Source organism: Pseudomonas sp. BIGb0176 (genome assembly GCF_024810175.1).
GTDB lineage: Bacteria > Pseudomonadota > Gammaproteobacteria > Pseudomonadales > Pseudomonadaceae > Aquipseudomonas > Aquipseudomonas protegens.
Window position 1 is genome coordinate 488,267 of sequence record NZ_JANUEC010000002.1, and the last position, 24,928, is coordinate 513,194.

17 protein-coding genes are annotated in these 24,928 nt (G+C 62.3%); 1 reads left to right on the top strand and 16 read right to left on the bottom strand.

Annotated elements, in window-relative coordinates:
• Positions 1-22: 22 nt before the first annotated feature.
• The 16 genes from M2395_RS13110 to M2395_RS13185 all read right to left on the bottom strand — a co-directional run bounded on the left by M2395_RS13110 (position 23) and on the right by M2395_RS13185 (position 23,798).
• Complete coding sequence (locus M2395_RS13110; RefSeq protein WP_011059962.1) at positions 23-949, bottom strand: ketoacyl-ACP synthase III; 927 nt, start codon at positions 947-949, stop codon at positions 23-25.
• Between the two features lie 231 nt (positions 950-1,180).
• Complete coding sequence (gene pseI / locus M2395_RS13115; RefSeq protein WP_053156932.1) at positions 1,181-2,233, bottom strand: pseudaminic acid synthase; 1,053 nt, start codon at positions 2,231-2,233, stop codon at positions 1,181-1,183.
• Positions 2,226-3,731, bottom strand: a complete 1,506-nt coding sequence (gene pseG, locus M2395_RS13120; RefSeq protein ID WP_123430234.1) for a UDP-2,4-diacetamido-2,4,6-trideoxy-beta-L-altropyranose hydrolase — start codon at positions 3,729-3,731, stop codon at positions 2,226-2,228. Before pseG ends, pseI begins: the two co-directional genes overlap by 8 nt.
• Positions 3,728-4,435, bottom strand: a complete 708-nt coding sequence (gene pseF, locus M2395_RS13125) for a pseudaminic acid cytidylyltransferase (protein ID WP_015634623.1) — start codon at positions 4,433-4,435, stop codon at positions 3,728-3,730. Before pseF ends, pseG begins: the two co-directional genes overlap by 4 nt.
• 4 nt (positions 4,436-4,439) lie before the next feature.
• Positions 4,440-5,603, bottom strand: a complete 1,164-nt coding sequence (gene pseC, locus M2395_RS13130; protein WP_015634622.1) for a UDP-4-amino-4,6-dideoxy-N-acetyl-beta-L-altrosamine transaminase — start codon at positions 5,601-5,603, stop codon at positions 4,440-4,442.
• A complete protein-coding gene (gene pseB, locus M2395_RS13135; protein WP_041752017.1) occupies positions 5,600-6,601 on the bottom strand; it encodes a UDP-N-acetylglucosamine 4,6-dehydratase (inverting) in 1,002 nt (333 codons plus the stop codon). Before pseB ends, pseC begins: the two co-directional genes overlap by 4 nt.
• Positions 6,602-6,611: 10 nt before the next feature.
• A complete protein-coding gene (locus M2395_RS13140; protein WP_053156928.1) occupies positions 6,612-9,545 on the bottom strand; it encodes a TIGR00180 family glycosyltransferase in 2,934 nt (977 codons plus the stop codon).
• A gap of 414 nt (positions 9,546-9,959) precedes the next feature.
• On the bottom strand, positions 9,960-13,532 hold the full coding sequence (locus M2395_RS13145; RefSeq protein ID WP_123430233.1) for a glycosyltransferase: 3,573 nt from the start codon (positions 13,530-13,532) through the stop codon (positions 9,960-9,962).
• Between the two features lie 121 nt (positions 13,533-13,653).
• Positions 13,654-15,222 carry a flagellar hook-associated protein 3 gene (locus M2395_RS13150; protein ID WP_011059955.1) on the bottom strand — a complete coding sequence of 523 codons (1,569 nt, stop codon included), beginning with the start codon at positions 15,220-15,222 and terminating at the stop codon, positions 13,654-13,656.
• Between the two features lie 13 nt (positions 15,223-15,235).
• Entirely contained in the window at positions 15,236-17,287 is a 2,052-nt protein-coding gene (gene flgK, locus M2395_RS13155) for a flagellar hook-associated protein FlgK (RefSeq protein WP_011059954.1), read from the bottom strand.
• 10 nt (positions 17,288-17,297) lie between these two features.
• Positions 17,298-18,560 (bottom strand): flagellar assembly peptidoglycan hydrolase FlgJ, encoded by a 1,263-nt coding sequence (gene flgJ, locus M2395_RS13160; protein ID WP_011059953.1) that lies wholly within the window; start codon positions 18,558-18,560, stop codon positions 17,298-17,300.
• 10 nt (positions 18,561-18,570) lie between these two features.
• Positions 18,571-19,680: a flagellar basal body P-ring protein FlgI gene (locus tag M2395_RS13165; protein WP_011059952.1), complete on the bottom strand. Its 1,110-nt coding sequence runs from the start codon at positions 19,678-19,680 to the stop codon at positions 18,571-18,573.
• Between the two features lie 15 nt (positions 19,681-19,695).
• On the bottom strand, positions 19,696-20,391 hold the full coding sequence (gene flgH / locus M2395_RS13170) for a flagellar basal body L-ring protein FlgH (RefSeq protein WP_011059951.1): 696 nt from the start codon (positions 20,389-20,391) through the stop codon (positions 19,696-19,698).
• A 61-nt stretch (positions 20,392-20,452) separates the two neighbouring features.
• On the bottom strand, positions 20,453-21,238 hold the full coding sequence (gene flgG / locus M2395_RS13175) for a flagellar basal-body rod protein FlgG (RefSeq protein ID WP_011059950.1): 786 nt from the start codon (positions 21,236-21,238) through the stop codon (positions 20,453-20,455).
• A 45-nt stretch (positions 21,239-21,283) separates the two neighbouring features.
• Positions 21,284-22,024 carry a flagellar basal-body rod protein FlgF gene (flgF, locus tag M2395_RS13180; RefSeq protein ID WP_041116646.1) on the bottom strand — a complete coding sequence of 247 codons (741 nt, stop codon included), beginning with the start codon at positions 22,022-22,024 and terminating at the stop codon, positions 21,284-21,286.
• Positions 22,025-22,229: 205 nt separating this feature from the next.
• Positions 22,230-23,798: a sigma-54-dependent phenylalanine hydroxylase transcriptional regulator PhhR gene (locus M2395_RS13185; protein ID WP_019092865.1), complete on the bottom strand. Its 1,569-nt coding sequence runs from the start codon at positions 23,796-23,798 to the stop codon at positions 22,230-22,232.
• A 307-nt stretch (positions 23,799-24,105) separates the two neighbouring features.
• Here M2395_RS13185 and phhA point away from each other — a divergent pair, with 307 nt between their 5' ends.
• Complete coding sequence (phhA, locus tag M2395_RS13190; protein WP_011059947.1) at positions 24,106-24,897, top strand: phenylalanine 4-monooxygenase; 792 nt, start codon at positions 24,106-24,108, stop codon at positions 24,895-24,897.
• The last annotated feature ends 31 nt before the right edge of the window (positions 24,898-24,928 follow it).

Here is a 24,928-nt window from a genome sequence, read left to right on the forward strand (position 1 = left end):
CTGTGCCGCTGCGAGCTGAAACTCAGGAGCGGTAGATGATGGCCGATCCCCAGGACAGACCAACGCCGAAGCCACTGAGGGCAACGCGCTTCCAACTGGAATCGAACATGTGCTTTTCCAGCAGTAGCGGAATGCTGGAGGACACGGTATTGCCGGTCTCCACCATGTCCTTGATGAACTTGTCGGGGTTGCCTTCGAAACGCCGGGCCACCGCATCGACGATCGCCGCGCTGCCCTGGTGAATGCAGAAGGCATCGATATCGTCAGACTTCAGCCCCGACTCATCCAGCAACTCGTGCAGGTGTGCCGGCACTTTCAGCAGAGCGAAGTTGAACACCTGGCGGCCGTTCATGAAGAACACACCATCGGTGACCTTCAGGTGCGGAGCCCCCGAACCATCGGTGCCGAACTTGGCCTTGCCCAGCTGCCAGGTGGCGTCCTCGCCCAGCCAGGTGGCCGTGGCGGCGTCACCGAACAGCATGGTGGTATTGCGATCTTCGGGATCGACAATCTTCGAGTAAGGGTCAGCGGTGACCAGCAGGCCATTCTTCAGGCCAGCAGCTTCCATGAACCCCTTGATGGCATAGATGCCGTAGACGTACCCGGAGCAACCCAGGGAAATATCAAAGGCCGCGACGGTGGTGGGCAGGCCCAGTTTGTCCTGTACGATCGCCGCGGTGTGAGGCAAACCTTCTTCGTCACCGTTCTGGGTAACCACGATCAACACATCGATGGCTTCGCGCTTGAGTTCCGGGTTAGCGGCAAACAATGCATTGACTGCTTCGACACACAGATCGGAGGTTTCTTGCCCGGCGTCTTTGCGCGGCAGGAAGGCCGAACCGATCTTGCCCAGGATGAACTCTTCATCCTTGGCGAATTTTGCACCTTGTGCGTAATTGTCCACGCCGGCTACAGGCACGTAGCTCGCAATGCTTTTTATGCCAATCATTACGGCTTCCCAATAATAAACAGCTCAATACCCCCGCGCGATGACCGAGCAGGGGCTGCCGAAAAAATACAGATACTTGCGCCGAAACACGGCGCTATCGGGAAGAACCAAGGGCTATCACTGGACCTGTCACACAGGGCTGGCGCCATCTTCCCGGGCGATACAATACAGTGAAGATGCACGTTATGACTCACAGGTCACGCTATTTTGCCGAAACTGCCATACAAAGGGCTACTCGACGAATGCCCAGTCCAGCGCGGTGCCGCGCTTGAGGGCCTGGCGCGCGCGACGGCCAAGCAGGGCGTCATAGTGCTTGGGAGCGAGCCCCAGCCCGGGACGGATGGCCCGCACGTTGTCGGCGCTGAACAGCTCTCCGGCCTGCATGTCTTGGGTGACATACAGCGACCGGCGGTAAACCAGTGATTTGCTCTCGGCCTGGGTGGCGCCATAGCTGACCTGCCCCATGGCCTGCCAGGCCCGCTCGGTTTCCAGCACCAGGCTAGCCATCTCTGCAGGCTCCAGGGAGAAGCTGGCGTCGACCCCACCGGCAGCTCGATCCAGGGTGAAATGTTTCTCGATCACTGTGGCACCTAGCGCCACCGCCGCCACGGACACACCGACACCCATGCTGTGATCGGACAAGCCCACCTCACAGCCGAACAACTCCCGCAGATGAGGAATGGTCAGCAGATTGCTGTTGGTCGGTGATGCAGGATAGGTGCTGGTGCACTTGAGCAGCACCAGATCGCGGCAACCCGCCTGTCGTGCAGCCCGGACACTTTCGTCCAGCTCGGCAATGCTGGCCATGCCAGTGGAGATGATCAGCGGCTTGCCGGTAGCGGCCACCCGGCGAATCAACGGCAGGTCGGTGTTTTCAAAACTGGCGATCTTGTAGGCCGGAACGTCGAGGCTTTCCAGGAAATCCACGGCGCTCTCATCGAATGGCGTGGAGAAGGCCAGCATGCCCAGGGCCTTGGCCCGGGCAAAGATCGGCTGATGCCATTCCCAGGGTGTGTGGGCCTGTTGGTACAGCTGGTAGAGCGATGATCCGGCCCAGAGGCTGTCCGGGTCCTTGATGAAGAACTCGCCCTGAGCGAGGTCCAGCGTCATGGTGTCGGCGGTATAGGTCTGCAACTTCAGTGCATGGGCACCGGCCCTGGCCGCTGCCTCGACAATCTGCAAGGCCACATCCAGCGACTGGTTATGGTTGCCGCTCATCTCCGCAATGATCAACGGCCCATGGCCGGCGCCCACGAAGCGCGAGCCAATCTTGAAACTAGTCATCCAGATGTTCCTTCAACATACGGGTGAATTCGCAGGCGCCTTGGCGATAGCCAGCCCGGCGAAACAAACTCAGCGACACTTGGTTATTCGACAGGACCTGTGCCCGCAGGCGCTGCACATCGGGCCAATGGTGCAGCAGGCAGGCCTCCCCCTGCTCCAGTAGAACCTGCCCCCAGCCTAGGCCGAAGCGTCCGGCAAACAGGTAGATCGACACCTCGGCCTGCCCTCCCTCCCGGTCATAACGCAGCATTCCCAGAGGGCCATCTGGCAACTCGGCGATCAGCAGCAAACACTGTGGGTCGCTCAGACAGGCCTCCAGCCACTGCACATGGTTCCACCAGTCGATGGCCTCGGGCTGCTGCGACCAGCGCCTGACCAGATCACTATTGCGCCCGTCAAATAGCAACCGGGCATCGTCAAGGGTCGCCGGTCGCAGACGAACTGCCGCCGCGAACAGCGCCGCGGCCACCCGCTGCGAGCCCAGGCCATCGACCAGTTTCCGGGCACGAGCAGCCAGGCTATGGCGCAGCCCAGGGTTGCCCAGCATGAGCTTCACGGCATCGCGCAGTTGTCCGACTTCCACCTGCTCACAAGGCCCCAGGTACAAGTGGGCACCCGCTTCAGCCAACAGCCGGGCATTGGCCTGCTGATTGCCGGCCACGGTGATGCACAACGTAGGCACGCCCAGCACCGCACGCTCCCAACTGGTACCGCCCCCGGCCCCCAGGCACAGGTCTGCTTCGGCCAGCAACCCGGCGAAGTCGTTCACATAACTGTGCAAGTGCCAGTTCGGCCGGTCTGCTGCCAGCATCTGCATGGCCTGCCAATCCGGGTTGCCACTGCCAGCAACAAAATCCACCTGCAGTTCATGCAGGTCCGCCAGCGCCAGCATGGCCTTGTGGGTCTGGCCGGCAGCATCAAAACCTCCAAAGTTCACCAGCAGCCGCTGGGCCTGCGGCCGAATCAGGATCGGAGGGCGCCGGAACTCCTCACGCAGCAAGGCAAAGTGCGGCCCGAACAAGGTCCGGCACTGTGTGCCGTACAACCCGGCATACGACTCGGCCGAACCACTGAAGTTCTGGTCCAGCAACAGATCTGCGGCATGCCGGCGGTTGGCCAGATCATCGATCGCGGCGATCCGCGGCGCCCATCGGCGAGCGGCGCTTTGCCACTGATGATCAAGGCCGTAGTGATCCACCAGCACCCAGTCGAAGGCCGGCTGATCTACCAGGGCTTCCTGCAGTGCCGCGATATCGGCCTGCCAGGGCAAGGGCGCTTCGATACCCAACCGAGGGTTCTCATCGGTATAGAACTCAGGCAGTGCAACGGTCGGAAAACCTTCAGCTTGCAAGGCCGCCAAGCGATTGCCGGGCAGGCGACGGCAGGCGAATGCAACTTCGGCCCCCTGCTGGCGCAACACCTGAGCCAGGGTCAGGCAGCGGGCCACGTGGCCGCTGCCGATCGCCGGCGAGGCGTCAGCCCGGATCAGCACCCTCACTCCAGCTCTCCTGCGGCCTTGAGCGCGGCGTACAGGTATTGCGCCCGCCGCCAATCCTCTTCGGTGTCGATATCCTGAACCAGGTGACGCGGCAGGATCACCGGCAAGCTGCGAGAAGAGAACAACGCCTCCCCCTCCAGCCAGGCCTGGCTTCTACCCCAGTAGAACTGCGCCGCATCCTGATAGGCCACGGGCAAATCCTGGGAGCGGGCCTGACTGAACTCCGGATACAGCGCGCCCAGAGCGCCCTGCTCGTCGAGCGTCAGCGCCCGTTGCACCGGAAAACCAAAACTGCACACCGAAAAGGCAAACGACCTGTCCTGATGCTGCTCCAGCAACGCCAGCCCCTGGCGCAAAAAACGCAGTTGCAACAGGGGGGCGGTGGCATAGATGCAACAGGCATATTCGAATTGCTGCCCCAGCTCCCGCAACGCTTGCAAGGCATGCACGATCACCGCCGCAGTGCCGGTGAAGTCATCCGCCAGAGCCTGCGGTCGGACAAAAGGCACCTCTGCGCCACAGGCAATGGCCAGCTCGGCGATCTCGGGATCGTCGGTGCTGACCACCACGCGCTGGAACAACCCCGAACCCAGCGCCTTATCGATAGAACGGGCGAGCATCGGCACGCCATCGAAGGGCTTGAGGTTCTTCCTCGCAATTCGCTTGCTGCCACCTCGGGCGGGGATAATCGCGATCGAGCTCATGGCGCTACAGCTCCTGAATCCAATGTCGCAATTGCTGTACAACGTAGTCCTGCTGGTCATCCGTCAGCCCGGGATACATCGGCAAACTGACGGCCTGGGCGTAATAACGCTCCGCCTCGGGGAAATCACCCTCAGCAAAACCCAGATCCCGGTAGTAGGGTTGCAGGTGCACTGGGATGTAATGCAGGTTGACTCCGATCCCAGCCTTGCGCAGCCCCTCGAAGACCTCACGGTGCGAGTGTTTGATGTGCTGGAGTTGCAAGCGCACGACATACAGGTGCCAGGCCGAGTGAGCATCAGGTTGAGCCTGGGGCAGGCTCAACGGCAGGCCCTGCAACAGATGCTGATAACGCTCTGCAAGATAACGCCGGCGTTGTAAAAAGCCCGGTAGCTTATTCAACTGCGAACGCCCGAGCGCCGCCTGAAGATCGGTCATGCGGTAGTTGAAGCCCAGTTCGACCTGCTGGTAATACCATGGGCCATGGCTCTGGCCCACCATCTGCGCCGGGTCGCGGGTCATGCCATGGCTACGCAGACGACGCAGATGATCCGCCAGCTCCGGGCTATTGGTCATGACCATTCCACCTTCGGCACTGGTGATGATCTTCACCGGATGAAAGCTGAACACCGTCATCGCAGCGAATTCTCCACAGCCAACCGGACGCCCCGCATAGCTGGCGCCCACCGCGTGGGAGGCATCCTCGATCAAGGTGAAGGCATAACACTCGGCCAGTTCCGCCAGGCGTCGCATATCACAGCTCTGCCCCGAGAACGCCACCGCGATCACCACCTTGGGTAATGCCCCGCTGGCCTCGGCCGCTTGCAGCTTGAGGGCCAATGCCTCGGCGTCGAGGTTCCAGGTCCGCGGATCGATATCGACAAAGTCCACATCCGCACCACAGTAACGACCACAGTTGGCCGACGCGAGGAACGTGTTAGGAGTGGTCCATAACCTATCGCCCGGCCCCAGGCCCGCCGCCAGGCAAGCAATATGCAAGGCGGCAGTGGCGTTGCACACCGCTACGCCATAGGCTGCCTTGCAGACGGTCGCCATTGCCTGCTCGAAAGACTCGATTGTTGGCCCCTGGGTCAACCAGTCGGAGTGCAAGACCCCCAGCACGGCATCGATATCCTCCTGGTCAAGGCTTTGGCGACCATAAGGAATCATGGTGCGATCCCGGTGTGCAGTTCGGCTATCTGCCCGACCGACAGAAACTCCGGATTGGTATCGGAGCGATACTCGAAATCCTCGGCCACAGAAACGCCCCGCTCGCCCTTGCCGTCCACGGCAAAATCAACGTTGACGCTGGTAAAGCGGATGGAGGGCTGGATCGTGTAGTGATCGTCGAACTCCAGGGTCATGCGCGCATCATCCAGAGGCACCATCAACTCATGGAGCTTCTCCCCCGGACGAATCCCCACCTCTTTGTGTGGCAAGTGCGCGGCCATCCCCAAGGCCAGATCGACGATGCGGATCGACGGAATCTTCGGCACGAAAATCTCCCCGCCGTGCATCCGCGCGAAGCTGTCCAGAACAAATTGCACCCCGTGGTCCAGGGTGATCCAGAAGCGGGTCATGCGCTCATCGGTAATGGGCAGCTCCGTTGCACCCTTGGCAATCAGCTGGCTGAAGAACGGCACCACTGAACCTCGGGAACCTGCAACGTTGCCATAGCGCACCACGGCAAATCGAGTGGCCTGCTCACCCGCGATGTTGTTCGCCGCCACGAACAGCTTGTCCGACAGCAGCTTGGTGGCGCCATACAGGTTGATCGGGCTCGCAGCCTTGTCGGTGGACAAGGCAACGACCTTCTGTACCCCGTTGTCGATGGCCGCAGCAATGATGTTTTCAGCGCCATTGACGTTGGTGCGAATGCACTCCGTGGGGTTGTATTCGGCCGCCGGCACCTGTTTCAGCGCCGCGGCATGCACCACATAGTCGATACCCCGCATCGCCTGGCGCAAGCGCTCGGCATCGCGAACATCGCCGAGGAAGTAACGCATGCAGGGCGCATTGAAGGTCTGCTGCATCTCGTACTGCTTGAGCTCATCGCGAGAGAACACCACGACCCGCTTGGGCTGATACTGCTCCAGCAGGCGTCGAATGAAGTTGCGCCCGAAGGAGCCGGTGCCACCGGAAATGAAAATGGATTTGCCGTTGAACATCATTGATTCCTTATCCCAGCAACTGGTTCCAGTTCACCGCGCTCGCGGCCCCCAGCGCAAAGCCCTTGCCAGTCAACGCCAGGTTCTGGTTGTAGGCCGTATCCTGCGCAAAGCGCGCCGCCCATTTGTCTTTCAGGGCTGCCAAGGCCTGTGGATCTTGCGCCAGGGTGCCGGGATGCATGACCTGCGCTTGCGGAGTCAGGACGGTGAGATAACCGGCATCGGCCACCTTCAGGCACAGGTCGACATCGGCGAAGGCCTGGTCGAAATGCTCCTCGTCCAAACCACCTACGGCCTCGAACAACGCCTTGGCGATCATCAGGCAGACGCCGGATACCGCCGAGTAGTTCTTCTCCACCCAGAGGCTGTTCATGTAGCCCGGAGCATCCTTGGCCTCTCCGGCGAAGGCTGCGCCCAGCTGGCCATTGAGGCCGAGGATCAGGCCCGCCTGGGTGGTCATGCCGCGCTCATTCACCAGCCTGGCGCCGACAATCCCGATCTCCGGACGCTGTACCTGGTTGAGCAGGCTGTCGATCCAGTTGGCATTGACCACTTCGGCATCGGCCGAAAGCAGCAACAGGTACTCCCCCTTGGCTTCAGCGCAGGCTGCATTGTGCAGTGCCGAAGTGCTCACCCGCTGGCCGCTGCGCAACACCCGGATCCGCTCCCCCTGGCGTTCCAGGCTGGCCAGCCAGCTATCGAGTTCGGCGTTCTGGCTGTGGTTCTCGGCAATCAGCACCTCGTAACGCTGGTAGCGGGTGCGTTGCAGCACACTCACCAGACAGCGTTGCAGCTCGGCGAAGTTGTCCTGGCTCGGCAGAATGATCGAAACCAGCGGCCGCTCGGCATGTTGATAGTCGATCTGGTAGGTCCCTGGCTGGGCAGAACTGACCTGGGCCCGATAACCACGATTGGCCAGGTGACGGCTCAGTACCTGGCGCTCCTCGGCATTTTCCCCGGCTGGCGCAGCCTGGCAGATCAGCAGCGGCTCGGCGAGATGAGCCAGGCCGGCCAGACCACCGTCCTCGATCAGGCGCAGAACCAGATCCAGCTCGACGGCCCGAGCAAACTCGCGATTGAACCCACCTGCCTGCACCAGCACTTCACGGTGCAGCAGCCAATGGCGCGCCATCAGATTGGGGGCGCTTTGCAGCAGGTCCAGATTGACTCCGGGACGGAACACGTGACGCAAGGTGCCATCGGCTTGCCGCTGCACCTCATCCATCGCCACGGCCCTGATGCCTTCGGCGCCCAGCAACTCCAGGCTTGCCCGCAGCAGCCCGCTTGCGGTGAGCTGGTCACCCGCCTCCATCAGGAGTACCCAGTGCGCTGTGGACTGCGCCACCAGCTGATTCAGGCGCTCGATATAGTTGCCCTGGCTGACCTTGACGAAGTGCACAGTGTCCTGTGCCGTGGTCATCGCCGGCAGATCGCCGGTGGTCAGCACCACCAGCTTGAATGCCTTGCAGTGGTTGGCCATCAGGGAATCGAAAGTGGCTTGCAACTTGATCATGTCGGCGTCGAGGTCGAGCAGCAGAATCTGAAACTGCGGCCCACCGGCGCGCCTTCCCAGCAGATGGGCGATCGACTTGAACTGACCCGGTTTCGGGCCACGGCCTTCCAGCCAGCTGAACAACTGCCCGGACTGGGTATTGGCAAACAACGCGCTGCTATCGGTGGCCGGCAGCGCCTTGAGGCGGGCTGCCCACTCCTGCAGTTCGCGGAACACCTCCACTTCGTCGGTATCGCGCATCGACTCGGCAAGGCGCTTGACCACGGTGAAGTTGAACAGGTTCAGCGCCATGGCTTCCCACAGCCGGCTGCGAAGGGTTCGCGCCGTGTCATTCGAGTGCACCCGCAGCAATTCCTCCTGCTTGAGCAGCACCCCTTCCAGCTCATTGAGCTGCAGGCGCCCCGCAGGCATCGCATGCACAAGAAACTCGATCTGCGTCAACAGATCGAACATCGGCTGGTTGTAGAACGGCATTTCGACAAACTGCTCCGAGCCGAAAGCACGCACCGGGTCCTTGCCGACCTCGCTCCAGGTGGAGCGAAAGATCATCACACCCTTGAGCGAACGGCCACTTTCAAGGCACTCGGCCAAGGCGGCAAAGCTGTCCAGCGCCAGCTGCTTCATCTGCTGCGCATCCGGGCCTTCGCAGTTGTGCGGCAGGGTCGCAAGAAACTCGGCAAATTGCTGATGCTGGGCCAACGAGCCGGCATCCTTGCTGCTCAGCAACGCCTGAATGCGGGCGGTGCGCTCCAGGGCCTCCCTATTGGCCTCACGAACAATGAACGGAACCGGCAGGATCCGCGCCTTGGCAGTGGCCAACAGGAAGAAGGCGTAACCGATATCCAGCCACTCGGTGCTCACCGCAGGTGGCAACTGGCTGTACCACTGGCGCAGCACATCGGTGCGGGTCACGGCATTGAAGGGGCTCAGGTAATGCCCCATGAAACTCATGATCCGCTCACGCCCGTTCGCGGCGGCGAAGTCTTCGGGCCCCTTGCGATCGCGCAGGTAATAGCTGGTTTCCAGGACCCGCGCCGAATACATCAGGCCATAGCCATGGCAGACCGCGTAATCGGGGTGGGCATCAAGGAAAGCTAGCGCGGCGCTAATCCCATCGGCGATCAAAAAGTCGGTGTCGCTGGCAATCGCCAGGTAGGGCGTGTCGACCAGGCCCACACCGTAAGTCAGCTTGCCCTGCTGGTCCTGCCGGGAAAACTGTGGCACGTGGCGGTAATCCACCTTCGGGAATTGGCGAGCCAGAGACTCGTCCGCCTTTTCCGAGGAATCCAGAACCAGGATGGAACAGGCAAAGCTGCTGTAGTAGCGCAGCGCTCGCTGTGCCAGCGCCTTGGCCTCGTGGGTCAATAGCACCAGAGTGAAACGCTCACTCATTGGGGCTGCATCCTCGTTTGCTTTTGTTTGAACCCACATCTGTCCATTCCCTCATCCGGCTGATCGCCTGGAACCTCAAATCATTAATGTTGTACGAACCCGACCCGGCATGTCCCTCTCGGCTCATCCATCCCGCGAGCGCAACTGCGCCCCTGGATGCGCCAAAGAATTGGCTTGAGAACTGCTCAACACCTGGCCAACGCTACGCCTGACTCCAGGCACCGGCCACAACAGGCGAGCCGGAAGCTACCCGCACGCGTGCGCTACACCCATGAGCGCCGGAAGACACACCCGATCATCGACAGCGTTCGTTTTATGACAATTGCCAGCAAGGCTGCAGGAAACGCGCCAGTTCCATCGGTGCGTAGAGCGCAGCCCCCGCCACTGCGAGAGGCCACGCAAGAAACAAAAAAGCCACGCTTGGCAGGCGTGGCTTTTTTTGCAGCGGTTTCTTCAGTCTGCCAACCAGCCCCACATCCAGTGCTGCAGGTTGTCGGGGCCCAGCATGAAGTCGCGCCGCACCGCCTCGCGCAATTCATCTCCCATGCGGTAGCTGGCAACAGGGTCGCTGAGGTGCATGCGGATCGCCTGCAGCCACTCTTCGGTCGTGTTGCTGCGAACCCTGGTGCAAGGCAGGAAGCCACGATAGGCCTCAGTGTCGGTGCAAATGACCGGGTAGCCGCAGGCTCCGTACTCCAGCAACCGCAAGTTGCTCTTGCAGTCATTGAAAATATGGAACTCCAGAGGTGCCAGAGCCAGGTCGAGGTTCAGGCTGGCGAGCTTGAGGGGGTAAGCCTGCAAGCCGATCGCCGGATGGAACTCGTGCACATAAGGGCGCAAGGCGTCGGGGCACATGCCGAAGAACACCCATTCCACCTCAGAGGCCAGTTCACGCACGACATCGGCAATGACCTCCAGGTCCCCGGTGTGACTGGTGCCCCCACCCCAGCCGACCCGCGGCTTGCTGGAAGTACCGCGACGGCTGCTCAGCCCCGCCCAGGGCTCAGGGGCGAGCATATTGGGTACTACCCTGATATCGCTGTGCATGTCCGACAGGACATCCGCCAGCGGCTGAGTGGTGACCACCAGCCGATCGCACAGGGCAATGCCGTCGCGCAGCATCTGCTCGATGTTCGCCGGCTTGTTGCGAGCATGGCTGTTTTTCTTTGGCGCGCTGACCACGTAATCATCGAGTTCGAAGACCCGCAACGCACTGGAGTACTTCTTCATTCGCAGAATGTCGCTGGCCGCGCCGTCGCTGTAGCGCCCCTGGAGCACGATGGTATCGGGCGACAAACGCTCGATTTCCACGGTGGTCGGAGATTCGTATGCCACCCGAGCGATGACCCTGCCTGCAGCTTCCAGCTCGCGCAGTGGCCCGGTGACCCGGTAATGCCCGACCGCGCTGCTGTTGACCGGCAAGCCGAGCACCAGCGGCAAGGCTCGTGAGCAGAACGGGTTCCAGTTGTTGCGCAGGCTGGGTTCCAGGCTGAAACTGGAGAACCCCAGGCTCAGGGCCGGATTGTAGGCTGGATCGCGAGCGATCTTCGGCAGCCACTGACGGTAGAAGCGCTCCTGTTCAGCCTCCTGCATCTGCTGCTGCTCAGGCGCCTGCGGTGGCGCCAACGCCGGGGCCAGCATCAGGGTGGCGTGGGGGGTCCAGACCACCAGGTAGCCATCGCGATCGACGCGCAGGCACAGGTCGGCTTCACCCAGGTCAGCGCCGAAACTCTGTTCATCCAGCCCGCCCAGACTGTCGAACACGTCCTTGCGGATCATCAGGCAGTCGCGGCTGACCGCACTCCAGTTCTGCACCACCTGCAGACGCTGCATATAACCACGGGCACCCAGTGCCTCGCCGATGAACGGCGAGCCCACGGGCCCAGACATGCCCAGTACCTGCCCGGCATGCAGGATGGAGCCATCGGTAGCAAGGATGCGCGCCCCCACGACAGCCACCTCCGGACGCTGGGCCTGGTTGAGCAGCTCGTCCAGCCAGTCGCTGGTGCAGATCCGTGTGTCGTGGCTGAGCAACAGCAGGTAGTCGCCGCGAGCCTGGGCCGCAATGCTGTTGGTCAAGGCCGCCTGGTTGGCGGGGCCGGCATAAGGCAAGACCCGCAGCATGTTGCCCCCCAACTGCCCCATGGCCGCCAGCCAGTCAGCCATGTCCGGGTCGCGACTGCCGGCAGCCACCAGCAGGATCTCGTAATGGTTGTAGGCGGTCTGCTCGATCAGGCCTTCGACGCAACGCTGCAAGGCCGGCAGCGAATCCCCGCAGGTGATGATGATCGACACCAGCGGCCGCGCACCGTGCTGATAGTCGATGCGATTGAGCAAGGGCAAATCATCATGGCGGATCCGGCACTGCACGCCGATGCGCTGCAAGTGCGCAGCGACCAGCCCCTCACTGGCTTCGATGACCTGGGGCCGGGACAGCCACTTTGCGAACGGGAACTCGGACTCGATCTGGATATCGGCAATATGCTCGATGGTTTGCGGGCCCACATTTTCCACCAGCCGCCACAACAGATCCTGGGGCGCCAGCTCGCCACGTGCGCAATCGAAGCCTCCCTCGCTCAGGAAACGCTCGCGGGAAAAGGCCAGCGAGCGCCCGACATAAGGGTAGGCACGCATCAAATCGAGGTTGAAGTCGGGCTTGAATACCGGTTCGGTTGACTGACCATCAAGCAATGCGCCTTCGTCACTGTAGGCGCAGAGCATGGCCGGGGTGTTGGCGATCCGCTCGGCCAGCACCAGCAATGCCGTGTCACGCAGTTGGTCACCCGACTGCAACAGATAGAACCAGTCACAGGTATCCAGGCGAGGGATCAGTTCGTTGAGTTGCCCGGCCCAGTCGGCCCGCAAGGGTTGACGCAGCACAGCCTCCCCGGCTGTACCGGCAGCGGTGGACAACACCACGATCGTTTCGGCTGGGTACAACTGGCCGGCCAGGCTGCCCAGGGTCCGCTCGAGAGCGGCGCCATCACCTGCCAGGTCCATGACGATCGGCACGATCCGCACCCGCCGCGGCCAGCTTTCGATGCGCTGCGGCAGCAACCGCTGTTCCGCCGCCGACAGGCAGCGTGCCGCCAGCCATTGCTGGTAGAACTCCTCGTAGCTCTGACTTTCGCCCCCTACCCGACCGTTGACCACGGCGCTGCGATTGCCCAGCACATGGAGCACCCCCAGCTCACGCCATGGCCGTGGCTGCTCGGCGGCTCGCGCCAGTTCAACGTAACGCACCCAGCCCGCAGCGGGCGCCGACTCGCCAGAACGCTCGGAGAGCATCCGCAATAGCCATTCCCATTCGGTGGCAACGGCCTTGAGCACTTGCGGCGTGCGGCTGAAACGCCCCTGATACAGGCGCTCGCAACTCAACACGGTGGACAGGGCCGCCAGATTGCCGCGGCGCATCAGGCAGATGAACAGCGCCAGGTCCAGCAAGGCGACAAAACCGGCGCCCTTGTGGATCAGGGCTGGCAGTACCTCCAGCACGTCGGCTCGACGCATCAGTGCCGCACTGAAGTTGCCGAGGAAGTTTTTCCGCGTGCCCTCGAAGATCGCCAGCATGTCATCGCCTTTGAGCAGCACGTCGAGCGGCGCAAAGCGGCAGTTTTCAATCCGCGGCGGAAGAATGGAGTTGCCTTCGTCGTTGAACACCCGTAGTGCGAACACCAGATTGACCTCAGGGTGCTCGATCAGCACTTGCGCCTGCAGGGCGATGCTCGGCGCAAACAGCCGGTCATCGTCGCAAAGCACCTTGATCAGCTCGCCCCGGGCCTCTTTCACGCAGCGCAACAGGTTTTTCTGCAACCCCAGAGGTTGCGGGTTGCGCACGTAACGCACCGGGTGCGCGGGTTCGCTCAGCCCTTGTACAACCTGCTGGATTTCATCGCCGGGACTGTCGTCGCAAACAACGATCTCCAGTGGCTGATAGGTCTGCGCCAAGGCACTTTCCAGAGCCTGGCTGAAGAAGCGTGGGTTGAAGGCGGGAATGACGATGCTGACTAGAGGGGCTTGGCTCACGGCGGGAAACTCTCGAGCGGCGAGCCCTGGCCAGTGATGCCAGGGCTGCAAGACCGCTTAAAAAAGACGGCTGGCTGCTCGAAGATCGCGGCGTCCGGGCGCCAGCCCGAACGCCACGCACTCAGACCTTGTTGAACAGACCCAGTTGGGCAATCTTGCTGAAGGCCAGCTGCGAGGCTTGCAGCATGGTCTGTTGCAGGGTCAGGCGGGTCATCACTTCGGCCGGATCGGAGTCGCTGATGGCCGAGCGGGTCTTGGTGTTGGCAGCTGCCAGGCTTTCGTTGATTTCGGTCTGGGTGTCCAGGGCCGAACCACGACCACCCACCGAACTGATACCGATCGACAGCTGGTCGATGCCACTGGCCAGGTTGGCCATCCCCGAGGCGAGGTCGGCCAGTTGCTTCTGGGTCGCCAGGGTGTTGCCGGCGGTTGGCGTGTTCAAGGCGTTTTTCAGCTGGCTCACGGTATCCAGTATGTTCTGGGTCTCGTGAGTGTTGACCGACACACTGAACTGATCGTTGGCCGCCGGAGAAGGCGCGCCGGTCAGGGTGAAGCTCACGCCCGCCGCGGTGGCGACGTTGCCCGGCCCGACCACGCCCGAGGACACCGGCTTGCTATCAGCGGTCAGTGGCGCAGCGTACAGATCGAAATTGGTAGCGCTGGTGAACTTGAGGATCGCCGAACCACTGGGGAAGGTGGAGTTGTAGGCCACCGGATCGGTAATGCTGGTGTTCGAGACCTGAGTCATGCTCGGGTTGCCCGGAGAGCGCGCCACGTTGAAGGTGTCCGGCTTGGAGCCCAGGGTGAAGGTATGCCCCGGCAGCACGGCGTTGGCGTCGTCACCGGACTTGAGGTTGACGTTCAGGCTCAGGTCGACCCCACGGAAGCTCACGGTCTGGTTCGGCGCAGTGCCGAAAACACCGCCTTTGCTGGCCTCGGCCGTCACATCGTTGCCACTGCCGTCGACGATCTTCAGCTGGGTGCCGGACACGAAGGACACGGTGTAAGGCTCGCCGCTGCGGAATTGGCTGTTGTAGGCACCGTTGTTGGCCACCTGGCCGTTGGACAGGGAAATCCGCCCGTCATCCACGGCTGGCGCGGTCATGGTGACCTGGCTGCGGCTGGTGTTCAGTGCCTGCTGGAACACGTCCCAACCGGTGCTGTTGGCGGCCATCATCATGGTGTCGCCGACCGGCAGTTGCAGGCTGCTCTGGTCACCGTTGTAGCTGTAGGTGCCATCGGAGTTGCGGCTGAACGGCGGAACGTCATCCTTGGAGCCACCGAAGATGTACTTGCCGTTTTCGTCCTGGGAGTTCATCAGGCTCAGCAACTGCTCTTCGATCTGCCCCAGTTCCGAAGCATTGGCCTGGCGGTCGGCGTCGGTGTAACCGGCGTTGCCGGCACCGGAGGCCAGTTCCTTGGCGCGGGCCAGCACGTTGTTGATGCTGGTCATCACCGATTCGGTCTGGCCTAGGGAGGCCTTGATCGAGTTGGTGTTGGTCTTGTACTGGTCCAGCAACGAAGCCTGTTGGCCCAGCTGCAGCAGGCGCGCGGCACCTACCGGATCGTCGGCAGCGGTCTTGACGCGAACCAGGCTGCTGGCCTCTTCGCTGCTCTGGACCACTTTGGAAAAGTTCTTCTGGTAGTTGGTAGCCGAGGACTCGTAAAACTGGGAGGTGGAAATGCGCATGGGCTACGACTCCTTAAAGGCTGTTGATCAGCGTGCTGAAGGTTTCCTGCGCAGCCTTGATGATCTGCGACGACGCTGTGTAGTACTGCTGGAACTTGACCAGGTTGCCGGTCTCATCATCCAGGTTGACCCCGGACAGCGAGTCCCGGGCGCCCTTGGCGTTAGCCAGGATGGTGCCGGTAGCGGCGCTGTCGAGGCTGCCCTGACTGGCCTTGGCGCCGACGTTCTCGATCAGCTTGCCGTAGGCATCCACCAGGGTGATGCCTTTGCTGGCAGAACCTGTATCGACTGTCTGCTTGCTCTGCAAACCGGCCAGCGCCAGGCCGTTGCGGTTGTCCGAAGAGCCGGCGCCGTTCACCGAGATGTTCATGCTGTCGCCGGCGGCGGGAGCGCCGGCCACGGTCATCTGCACGCCGAACGTCTTGGTCACCGGTGGCGTGCCGCCGTCGGTGATCGGCGCACCGCTGGCATCCAGCATGTTGATCTGCAGGTTGAGGGTGTTGGTCTGCCCGGGAACGATGGAGCCGCTGCCCATCTTGTTGCCCTTGGCATCGAAATAGTCGTAGCTCTGGCTGCCGCCTGCCGGCGCATTGAACACCACTTTGACCGGGCCCGAATTCTTGATTGCGGTCTGCATCTCAAGCTTGGCTGCGGCGTCGTAGTTGTCGATCGGCACGCTCAAGGAAGGCTGCGCGGAAATGCTCAGGGAGCTCTTGAGCCCGGCAGCCAGCTCGGCCTTCAGCGGAGCCGCGAGGGCCAGGCGCTTGGGGTCGGTCATTTCGGTCTGGATGGTGGTAGCGGCATTGCGGGTCGGGGTGATCTTGAAGCTGTCACCGGCACCGACCGTACCATTGAGTTTCAGCGAGAAGCCATCGATCACCGGTGCCGGGCTGGTGGTGGTGCTGAAGCTGCCCATGTCGGTGCCATCGGAACGCTTGACGCTGTAGTCGGTGGCACTGCTGAAGGTCACGGTGTAGTCGCTGGTGCTCAGCTTGCCGGTGTCCTTGATGGTGACATCGAAGTTGCCCGAGCCTGCGCTGTTGGTGGCACTGCCAATGCTGCGCTGGCTGATCATCCGGGCACTGTTGATGTCGTTGAACAGGTTGCCGCCGAAATCACCGTTCTTGTCGATGCCTTGAGCCATCAGGCTGTTCATCTGGTCGGCGACCACGAGGGCTACGCGGCCCAGCTCGTTCATCGCCGGATCCAGCACTTCGCTGCGGTAGCGCAGCAGGCCGCCGATCTCGCCACCGGTGGTGAGGTTGGTGATGTCGATGCTGCTCGAGCCCCGGTTCAACTGCAGCGCGGAGCGGCTCGGGTCGTTCTTGCCCTGCACCACTTCCAGGGTATTGGCCGAGTTACCCATGACCAGCGGCTGGCCGCTGCCCAGGTACAGGTCGACGCTGGAGCCACGCTCCGAGACCTGCACGCCGATGAAGGTCGAAAGCTGGCGCACGGTTTCATTACGCGCATCGAGCAGATCGTTGGGCATGCCGTTGCCGTTGGTCGACAGCTCGGAAATCTTCTGGTTGAGCTGGGCCACGGTGTTGGCCAGCTTGTTGACCTGGTCCGCCATGTTCGCCAGGTTGCCGTTGATATTGGTGTTCTGCTGGTTGAGCTGGCTGGATACCGAGTTGAAACGGTTGCTCAGGGCCTGGGTGTCGCTGAGCAGCAACTGCCGGGAAGCCTCGTCGGTAGGCTTGGCGTTGAGGTTCTGCACCGAGGCGAAGAACTTGGTCAGGGCGCCGGTCATGCCGGTGCCGCTGTCCGACAGCAATTGGTCGATCGGACTGATCTGCCCCTGGAACGCCGCGGCATCGCTGTTGAGCGAGGTGGCGGTGCGCAACTGGGCATCGAGGAAGCTGTTATAGACCCGGCGCACGTCCGCCAGGGTGGTGCCGGTGCCGATGAAGACGTTGCCATTCTGGCTGGAGGCCTTGGTGCCCTGCACGGTCTGCTGACGCGAGTACCCGGCGGTGTCGGCGTTGGCAATGTTGTTACCCGTGGTCATCAACGACGTTTGGCTGGCGGCCAGCCCCGACATCCCGATATTGAGCAAACTCATGATTCAGACCTTATAAATTCGTGGAAACGCCAGCCGCAGCGTAGTTCTGGTAATTCTTCATCTGCTTGGCTATCTGCGAAATCTTGCTTGCGTAATCCGGGTCCGTTGCATACCCGGCTTTTTGCAACTCGCGAACAAACTGTTCTGGTTTATCGGCCACCTTCAGCACTTCTTGATAGCGATTGTTGCTCTGCAACAAGGTCACCAGATCGTGGAAGCTGTCCTGATAGGAATCGTAGGAACGGAACGCCGCCGTCTCCTTGACCATCTGCCCGTTGCGGAACTCGCTGGTGATCGCCCGGGCCTGTGCACCCTGCCAACTGCTGCCGGCCTTGATGCCGAACAGGTTGTGGCTGCTGCTGCCATCCTGCTGGCGCATCACCGATTTGCCCCAGCCGGTTTCCAGGGCGGCCTGGGCCACCAGGTAGCGCGGATCGATCCCGATACGCTGGGCCGCCTGCTGCGCCATCGGCAGCATGGTGGCGACGAAGTCGTCGGCGGAACTGAAGGCACGCTTGGCCGGTGCCAGCGGCGGCTGGGCCATGGCCCGGCCATAGACCCGCATCTTGCCCTGGGACGCGGCGTAGCCCTGATTGACCCGCCACTCGCCCCGCAGCACGGCATCGGCGGCCGGGCTGTTGCGGGTCGGCGCGGCGTTCTGTGCGCCGCCCTCGACGGCACCGGCCGACGGCACGATGCCGGTCAACAGGCGATCGGTGAGCTTGCTGGGCAGGGACAGACGACGCTGGTTGAGCAGCACCATGTCGTTATGCGCCACGCTCGTGCGCAAAGGATCGTGGGCCCGCGAAGCCCACATCGGGCGCTGGCCGTTGACCCGGCTCAACGGACCATCCTGGGCCGTGGTACCGGCAGCGATCGGCGTCGGAGTCGCCACCGGCGCCGCGGCCGGCAAAGTCGTGGTGGCCGCATTCGGATGAGCCGGCTTGTTCTTCATCATCTGGCGCATCAGCACATTGGCCAGGCCGATACCGCCACCCTCGCGAGACAGGGACACCGCCAACTGCTGGTCATACATGTCCTGGTACTGCTTGGCGGCCGGGGTATTGAGCGGGTTGTCCTGGCCTATGACGTCAGTGGCCTTGCGCATGGACTTGAGCATTTCATTGAGAAACAGCGACTCGAACTCCTGCGCCACTTTGCGCACGTTGGCTTCGCCGTCCTTGTCGCCGACCTTCAGTTGCTGCAGGCGGTTGAGGTCGGAGTAAGACCCGGAGTCGCCGCTGCCAATCAGTCCGCTTTTACGAATATCCATGGCGCTCACCTCAAATCACGATCAGGTCGGCCTGCAAGGCGCCGGCCTGTTTCAAGGCTTCGAGGATGGCCATCAAGTCGCCTGGCGCCGCGCCCACCTGGTTCACCGCCCGGACGATCTCATCCAGAGTGGTGCCCGGGCCGAACTTGAACATCGGCTTGGCTTCCTGCTGAGCATTGACCCGCGAGCGGGGCACCACCGCGGTCTGGCCATTGGACAGAGGGCCGGGCTGGCTGACGATCGGGTCTTCGGTAATGGTCACGGTCAGGCTGCCGTGGGTCACCGCCGCCGGCGAGACCTTGACGTTCTGGCCAATGACGATGGTGCCGGTACGGGAGTTGATGATGACCTTGGCCACCGCCTGCCCCGGATCGATCTCCAGGTTCTCCAGGATCGACAGGTAGTCCACACGCTGGCTTGGGTCCAGGGGCGCGGTCACCCGGATCGAGCCACCGTCGATGGCTTGGGCCACGCCTGGGCCGAGCATGTCGTTGATCTTGTCGACGATGCGCTTGGCGGTGGTGAAATCCGAACGGTTGAGGTTCAGGGTCAGGCTGTTGCCCTGGTTGAAACCACTGGGCACGGCACGCTCGACCGAGGCGCCACCAGGAATCCGCCCGGCCGACGGTACGTTGACGGTGATCTTCGAACCGTCGCGTCCTTCGGCATCGAAACCACCCACCACCAGGTTGCCCTGGGCGATGGCGTAGACGTTGCCGTCGATGCCCTTGAGCGGCGTCAGCAGCAAGGTGCCGCCGCGCAGGCTCTTGGAGTTACCAATGGAGGACACGGTGATATCCACCTGCTGGCCCGGCTTGGCGAACGCCGGCAGATCGGCACTCACCGACACCGCCGCGACGTTCTTCAACTGCACGTTGCCGGAGCCGGCCGGCACCTTGATGCCGAACTGCGACAGCATGTTGTTGAAGGTCTGCAAGGTGAAAGGCGTCTGGGTAGTCTGGTCGCCGGTACCGTTAAGCCCGACCACCAGGCCATAGCCGATCAATTGGTTGGAACGCACGCCGGAAATGCTGGCGATGTCCTTCAACCGCTCGGCCTGGACGCCAAGGGAAGTGGACAGCAACAACGCCGCCGCCATCAGGTGCTTGAAATTGAGCATGAGTCTTTTCATCACCTAGAAAGGGAACAGCGGGCTGAGGAAGAAACGGTCGAACCAGCCAGGCTGGTTGGCATCGGCAAACGAGCCGGTGCCCGAATAGGTAATGCGTGCATCCGCGACCCGGGTCGAGGACACGGTGTTGTCGGTGGCGATGTCGTCCGCCCGTACCAGGCCTGCAATCCGCACCAGCTCATCGCCGGTGTTGAGGGTCATCCACTTCTCGCCACGCACCGCGATGATGCCGTTGGGCAGTACGTCGGCCACGGTCACGGTGATCGAACCGGTCAGGCTATTGCTCTGGGCCGCCTTGCTGTCGCCCTTGGTGGCGCGATTGCCGCTGTAGCCGGCATTCAGGGTCAGGTCGCCGTCGCCCAGCGGGTTGTTGGTGTTGGGCACGGCACCGAACAGCGAGGTCAGGCCAATGCTGTTGGAACTGGTCTTGGTCAGCGCCGAGTTGGCACCCTTGCTGGCGTTGGTCCGCTCGTTCAGGGTGATGGTGATGATGTCACCGACCCGGAACGCCTTGCGGTCGCTGTACAGGTTCTGCTCGAAGCCGGCCTGGTAGATCGAACCGTTGTTGGACGCGGAAGGCAGCGGCGTACGCGGCAGCACCGGCGCGTAGTAAGGGTCATTGGGCTTGGGCGGCGGGGCGACACAGCCCGCGAGCACGGCACTCCCACTCAGCGCTAGAACACAAATAAACCGATTCATGACCCTTCCTCACGATGTTGCCGGTGCACCACTTCAGACCCGTGGCGACCTCAAGACTTGATTACAGCTTCTGCGTAATGAACGAGAGCATCTGGTCCGCGGTGGAGATCACCTTGGAGTTCATCTCGTAAGCGCGCTGAGTGGTGATCATGTTGACCATCTCCTCAACGGTGCTGACGTTGGAGGCTTCCAGGGTGTTCTGCAGCGTGGTGCCGAAACCGTTGAGGCCCGGGGTACCGATCTGCGGCGCGCCACTGGCGGCGGTTTCCAGGAACAGGTTGTTGCCCTGGGCCTGCAGGCCCGCCGGGTTGATGAAGTCGGCGGTTTGCAGGTTGCCGATCACCTGGGACGCCGGGTTGCCGGCAATGGTGATGGACACGGTGCCGTCCTGGCCTACGGTGAAGGTCTGCGCATCGTTGGGCACGACAACCGCAGGCTCCAGGGCAAAACCGCTGGCGGTGACGATCTGGCCGTCGGAGTTCAGGTGGAAAGTACCGTCACGGGTGTAGGCCGTGGTGCCATCGGGCTGCAGGATCTGGAAGAAACCGCGTCCGTTGATGGCCAGGTCCAGAGGTTGCTCGGTGGTCTGCAGGCTGCCGGCGGTGAAGTTCTTCTGGGTGCCGACAATGCGCACACCGGTACCGACCTGCAGGCCGGTTGGCAGCTCGCTGTCCTGGGTGGACTGGGCCCCCGGCTGACGCTTGATCTGGTACAGCAGGTCCTGGAACTCGGCGCGATCACGTTTGAAGCCCGTGGTCGAGACGTTCGCCAGGTTGTTGGAAATGACGGTCAGGTTGGTGTCCTGGGCGGACAGACCGGTTTTGGCAACCCATAGAGCCGGAAGCATTGATTTCTCCTCTCGCGCCTGTTTTACGGCGCTAGATACTGGTAATTAGCTGATCTGCAAGACCCGAGCCATGGCCTGGTCGTCTTCTTTGGCGCTGTTCATCATCTTCACGTGCAATTCGAACTGCCGGGACAGGGCCAGCACCGCGGTCATTTCCTGCACGGCGTTGACGTTGCTCGACTCAAGGAAACCCGAGACCAGCTGGACGTTGGCGTCGGCGGGTGCCGGCTGGCCGTCCTTGGTCTTGATCGAGCCGTCCAGGCCTTTGGTGAGGTTCTTGATGTCCGGGTTGACCAGCTTGATGCGGTCGACCTCGGCCATGACTCGCGGGCCCTCGCCCATGGCACGGATACTGATGGTGCCGTCCTGGCCAACTTCGATCTTCTGCTCGGGTGGCACGGCGATCGGGCCGCCATTGCCCATCACCGGCATGCCGTTGCCGGCGCGCAGCACACCCAGGGCGTCGACATTCAAACTGCCGGTACGCACATAGCTTTCGCTGCCGTCGGGGCTCTGCACGGCGATCCAGCCGTTGCCGCTGACGGCCACGTCCAGGTCACGACCGGTCTCCACCATCGAGCCGGCACTGAAATCCGTTGCCGGGCGCTCGCTCATGGCAAAGGCGCGCGCCGGAAAGCTGTCACCAAATACCGGCATCGCACGGGCCTGCTCCAGGTCGCGCTGAAAACCATTGGTAGAGATGTTCGCCAGATTGTTGGCATGAGCCTTTTGCGCCAGTGCATTCTGGCTGGCGCCGGTCATTGCCACATAAAGGTACTTGTCCACAGTCTTTCCTCTGTCTGCCGGACGTTTGCCGCCCACCGCTGTACTGCGAAGCCATAAGCAATAAGCGCACCAACTTTTTCACGCAGTGGTGATCCCCAGGCGGGGCAAGGCTTTGCCTGATTACAGAGGAAAAAACAGCGCTGACAGAAGACGGAAAAACGGCGGTCTTATGCCGCTACCGGCAAGTAACGGCCCGGATACAAGCCTAGGGATTGTCACCGGCATTCTTGCCGACCTCGTATTCGCGCAGTTTGTTGGCGATGGTGGTGTGGGAGACCCCCAGCCGCTTGCCCAACTGACGGCTACTCGGGTGTTCGGCGTACAGACTCTCGAGCACGGCCTTTTCAAAGCGCCCGACAATCTGTTCCAGGCCACCCTCCAGGGAGAAATCGCCAAGCGGCTGGCGCGCACCATAGTCCGGCAGCCGGATGTGCTCGGTCTTGACCGTACCGCCATCACACAGGGAAACCGCCTGAAACAGCACGTTCTCCAGCTGCCGCACATTGCCTGGCCAGTGGTAGTGACTGAGGCGTTCCATGGCCGCCGGCGCCAGACGCGGCAACGGGCAACCGATCTGCCGGCTGGCCTGGTCGAGAAAGTGCTCCACCAGGGGGGGCAGGCCGTCGAGGCATTCGCGCAATGGCGGAATGTGCAGGGACAGCACATTCAACCGGTGATAGAGGTCCTGACGGAACTCGCCCCTGGCGCACAACTCGGAAAGATCCACCTGGGTCGCGCAGATCACCCGCACATCCAGGTACACCTCTTCATCGCTGCCGACCCGGCGGAAGCAGCCATCCTGCAGGAAGCGCAGCAGCTTGACCTGCAAGCGCGGGCTCATCTCCCCTACCCCGTCGAGAAACAGGGTGCCACCGGCGGTCAGTTCCAGCAGCCCCAGCTTGCCCTCTGCCCGAGCCCCCTCGAAGGCGCCAGGGCCGTAGCCGAACAGCTCGGTCTCGGCCATAGACTCCGGCAACCCGGCGCAGTTCAGGGCCATCAGCGGCGACTGCCCGCGCGGGCTGGCCAGGTGACAGGCACGGGCCAGCAGCTCCTTGCCGGTCCCGGTCTCGCCCTCGATCAGCAGCGGCGCATCCAGCGGCGCCATGCGCCGCGCCTCACGCACCACCGCCGCCATGACCTTCGAACTCTGGAAGATGCTGTCGAAGCCCCGCAGCTCCTGCTTGCGCACGTTGTAGATGCGCTCGCCAACACGATCCGCCCGGTGCAAGGTCAATACCGCGCCGGCCATGGCTTCGCTGTCGTCATGTTCCGATTGCAGCGGCGCGATGTCCGCCAGGAACACATCGCCCCTGACCTTGACCCGCAACCCGTTGATCCGCGACTGGTTGGCCCGCACCAGTTCCGGCAGGTCGAAGTCTTCGGCGTAGCGCGACAGGGGAATGCCCGGCACCTCGTCCACCCGCACTCCCAGCAACTGCGCTGCGGCCCGGTTCGCCGCCACGATGGAGCCGCCCATGTCGATGGACAGCACCGGGAACTCCAGAGCCCCCAACAGCGCATTGAGCTCCATGTGCCGGCGCTCGCTGGGCATCAACCCGACTCGCTTGACGCCAAACACCCCGGCGATGGACTCGAACTTGGGGCGCAGCGCCTGGAATTGCAGGTTGATCAGGTTCGGGCAGTGCAGATAGATGGCATTGCCATGCTCGCCCCCCACCTCGCCACGGGCCACGTTGATCCCGTATTCCACCAGCAGGTTGAGAATGTCGCGCAGGATGCCGATGCGATTCTGGCAGTGAACTTTGATACGCATAGAAGGAAGGCCCTGGGACTGACAGTGAATGGCATAGGCGCCGAAAACCGACGCTTATGGCATCGGGCTTTACAAACTTTCTGCAGGATGGCGCAGATAGTCGTCAAGATTATGTGACAGCAAACCGCTTTTTCAAACCTGAAAACCCACCACAGGGTGGAGACCCCGCCAGATTCGTAACGTTTACTTTACAAATTGGTGCACGACAGCCCTCTACCCGCACCGGCCACCTGCTGCAAAGCGTCGCACCCTCGGGTATCACTGGGGTCACACATAACAAGAACGCATCCCCTGGCAGGAGAGCAGCATGAAGCAGACGCAGTACGTGGCCCGCGAGCCCGACGCGCAAGGTTTTATCGACTATCCACCCGAAGAACACGCGGTGTGGAACACCCTGATCACACGCCAGTTGAAAGTGATCGAGGGTCGTGCGTGCCAGGAGTACCTGGACGGCATCGACAAGCTCGGCTTGCCCCACGACCGTATTCCGCAACTGGGCGAAATCAACAAGGTCCTGGGTGAAACCACCGGCTGGCAAGTGGCCCGGGTACCAGCGCTGATCCCCTTCCAGACTTTCTTCGAACTGCTGGCCAGCAAGCGCTTTCCCGTGGCGACCTTCATTCGCACCCGCGAAGAACTCGACTACCTGCAAGAGCCGGACATCTTCCACGAGATCTTTGGCCACTGCCCGCTGCTGACCAACCCCTGGTTCGCCGAATTCACCCACACCTACGGCAAGCTCGGCCTGCAAGCCACCAAGGAAGAGCGGGTGTACCTGGCGCGCCTGTACTGGATGACCATCGAGTTCGGCCTGGTGGACACCCCGGCCGGGCGGCGCATCTATGGCGGCGGCATCCTGTCCTCGCCCAAGGAGACCGTGTACAGCCTGTCCGAAGAGCCGGAACACCAGGCCTTCGACCCGCTGGAAGCCATGCGCACGCCGTATCGCATCGACATCCTGCAGCCGATCTATTTCACCCTGCCCAACCTCAAGCGCCTGTTCGACCTGGCCCACGAAGACATCATGGCCCTGGTCCACCAAGGCATGCAGCTGGGCCTGCACGCCCCCAAGTTTCCGCCAAAACCCAAGGCGGCCTGAGCGGCCCGCACTCGCGAGCCGCTGCGAAAGA

What these genes read in the sequence shown, in the direction of transcription:
- pseF (WP_015634623.1), bottom strand. Translation starts at nt 4,435, where the DNA reads ATGAGCTCGATCGCGATTATCCCCGCCCGAGGTGGCAGCAAGCGAATT.
- M2395_RS13140 (WP_053156928.1), bottom strand. Translation starts at nt 9,545, where the DNA reads ATGTGGGTTCAAACAAAAGCAAACGAGGATGCAGCCCCAATGAGTGAG.
- flgK (WP_011059954.1), bottom strand. Translation starts at nt 17,287, where the DNA reads ATGAGTTTGCTCAATATCGGGATGTCGGGGCTGGCCGCCAGCCAAACG.
- phhA (WP_011059947.1), top strand. Translation starts at nt 24,106, where the DNA reads ATGAAGCAGACGCAGTACGTGGCCCGCGAGCCCGACGCGCAAGGTTTT.
- pseB (WP_041752017.1), bottom strand. Translation starts at nt 6,601, where the DNA reads ATGTTCAACGGCAAATCCATTTTCATTTCCGGTGGCACCGGCTCCTTC.
- flgJ (WP_011059953.1), bottom strand. Translation starts at nt 18,560, where the DNA reads ATGGATATTCGTAAAAGCGGACTGATTGGCAGCGGCGACTCCGGGTCT.
- flgH (WP_011059951.1), bottom strand. Translation starts at nt 20,391, where the DNA reads ATGAATCGGTTTATTTGTGTTCTAGCGCTGAGTGGGAGTGCCGTGCTC.
- flgG (WP_011059950.1), bottom strand. Translation starts at nt 21,238, where the DNA reads ATGCTTCCGGCTCTATGGGTTGCCAAAACCGGTCTGTCCGCCCAGGAC.
- M2395_RS13150 (WP_011059955.1), bottom strand. Translation starts at nt 15,222, where the DNA reads ATGCGCATTTCCACCTCCCAGTTTTACGAGTCCTCGGCTACCAACTAC.
- M2395_RS13185 (WP_019092865.1), bottom strand. Translation starts at nt 23,798, where the DNA reads ATGCGTATCAAAGTTCACTGCCAGAATCGCATCGGCATCCTGCGCGAC.
- M2395_RS13110 (WP_011059962.1), bottom strand. Translation starts at nt 949, where the DNA reads ATGATTGGCATAAAAAGCATTGCGAGCTACGTGCCTGTAGCCGGCGTG.
- pseC (WP_015634622.1), bottom strand. Translation starts at nt 5,603, where the DNA reads ATGATTCCTTATGGTCGCCAAAGCCTTGACCAGGAGGATATCGATGCC.
- pseI (WP_053156932.1), bottom strand. Translation starts at nt 2,233, where the DNA reads ATGACTAGTTTCAAGATTGGCTCGCGCTTCGTGGGCGCCGGCCATGGG.
- M2395_RS13165 (WP_011059952.1), bottom strand. Translation starts at nt 19,680, where the DNA reads ATGCTCAATTTCAAGCACCTGATGGCGGCGGCGTTGTTGCTGTCCACT.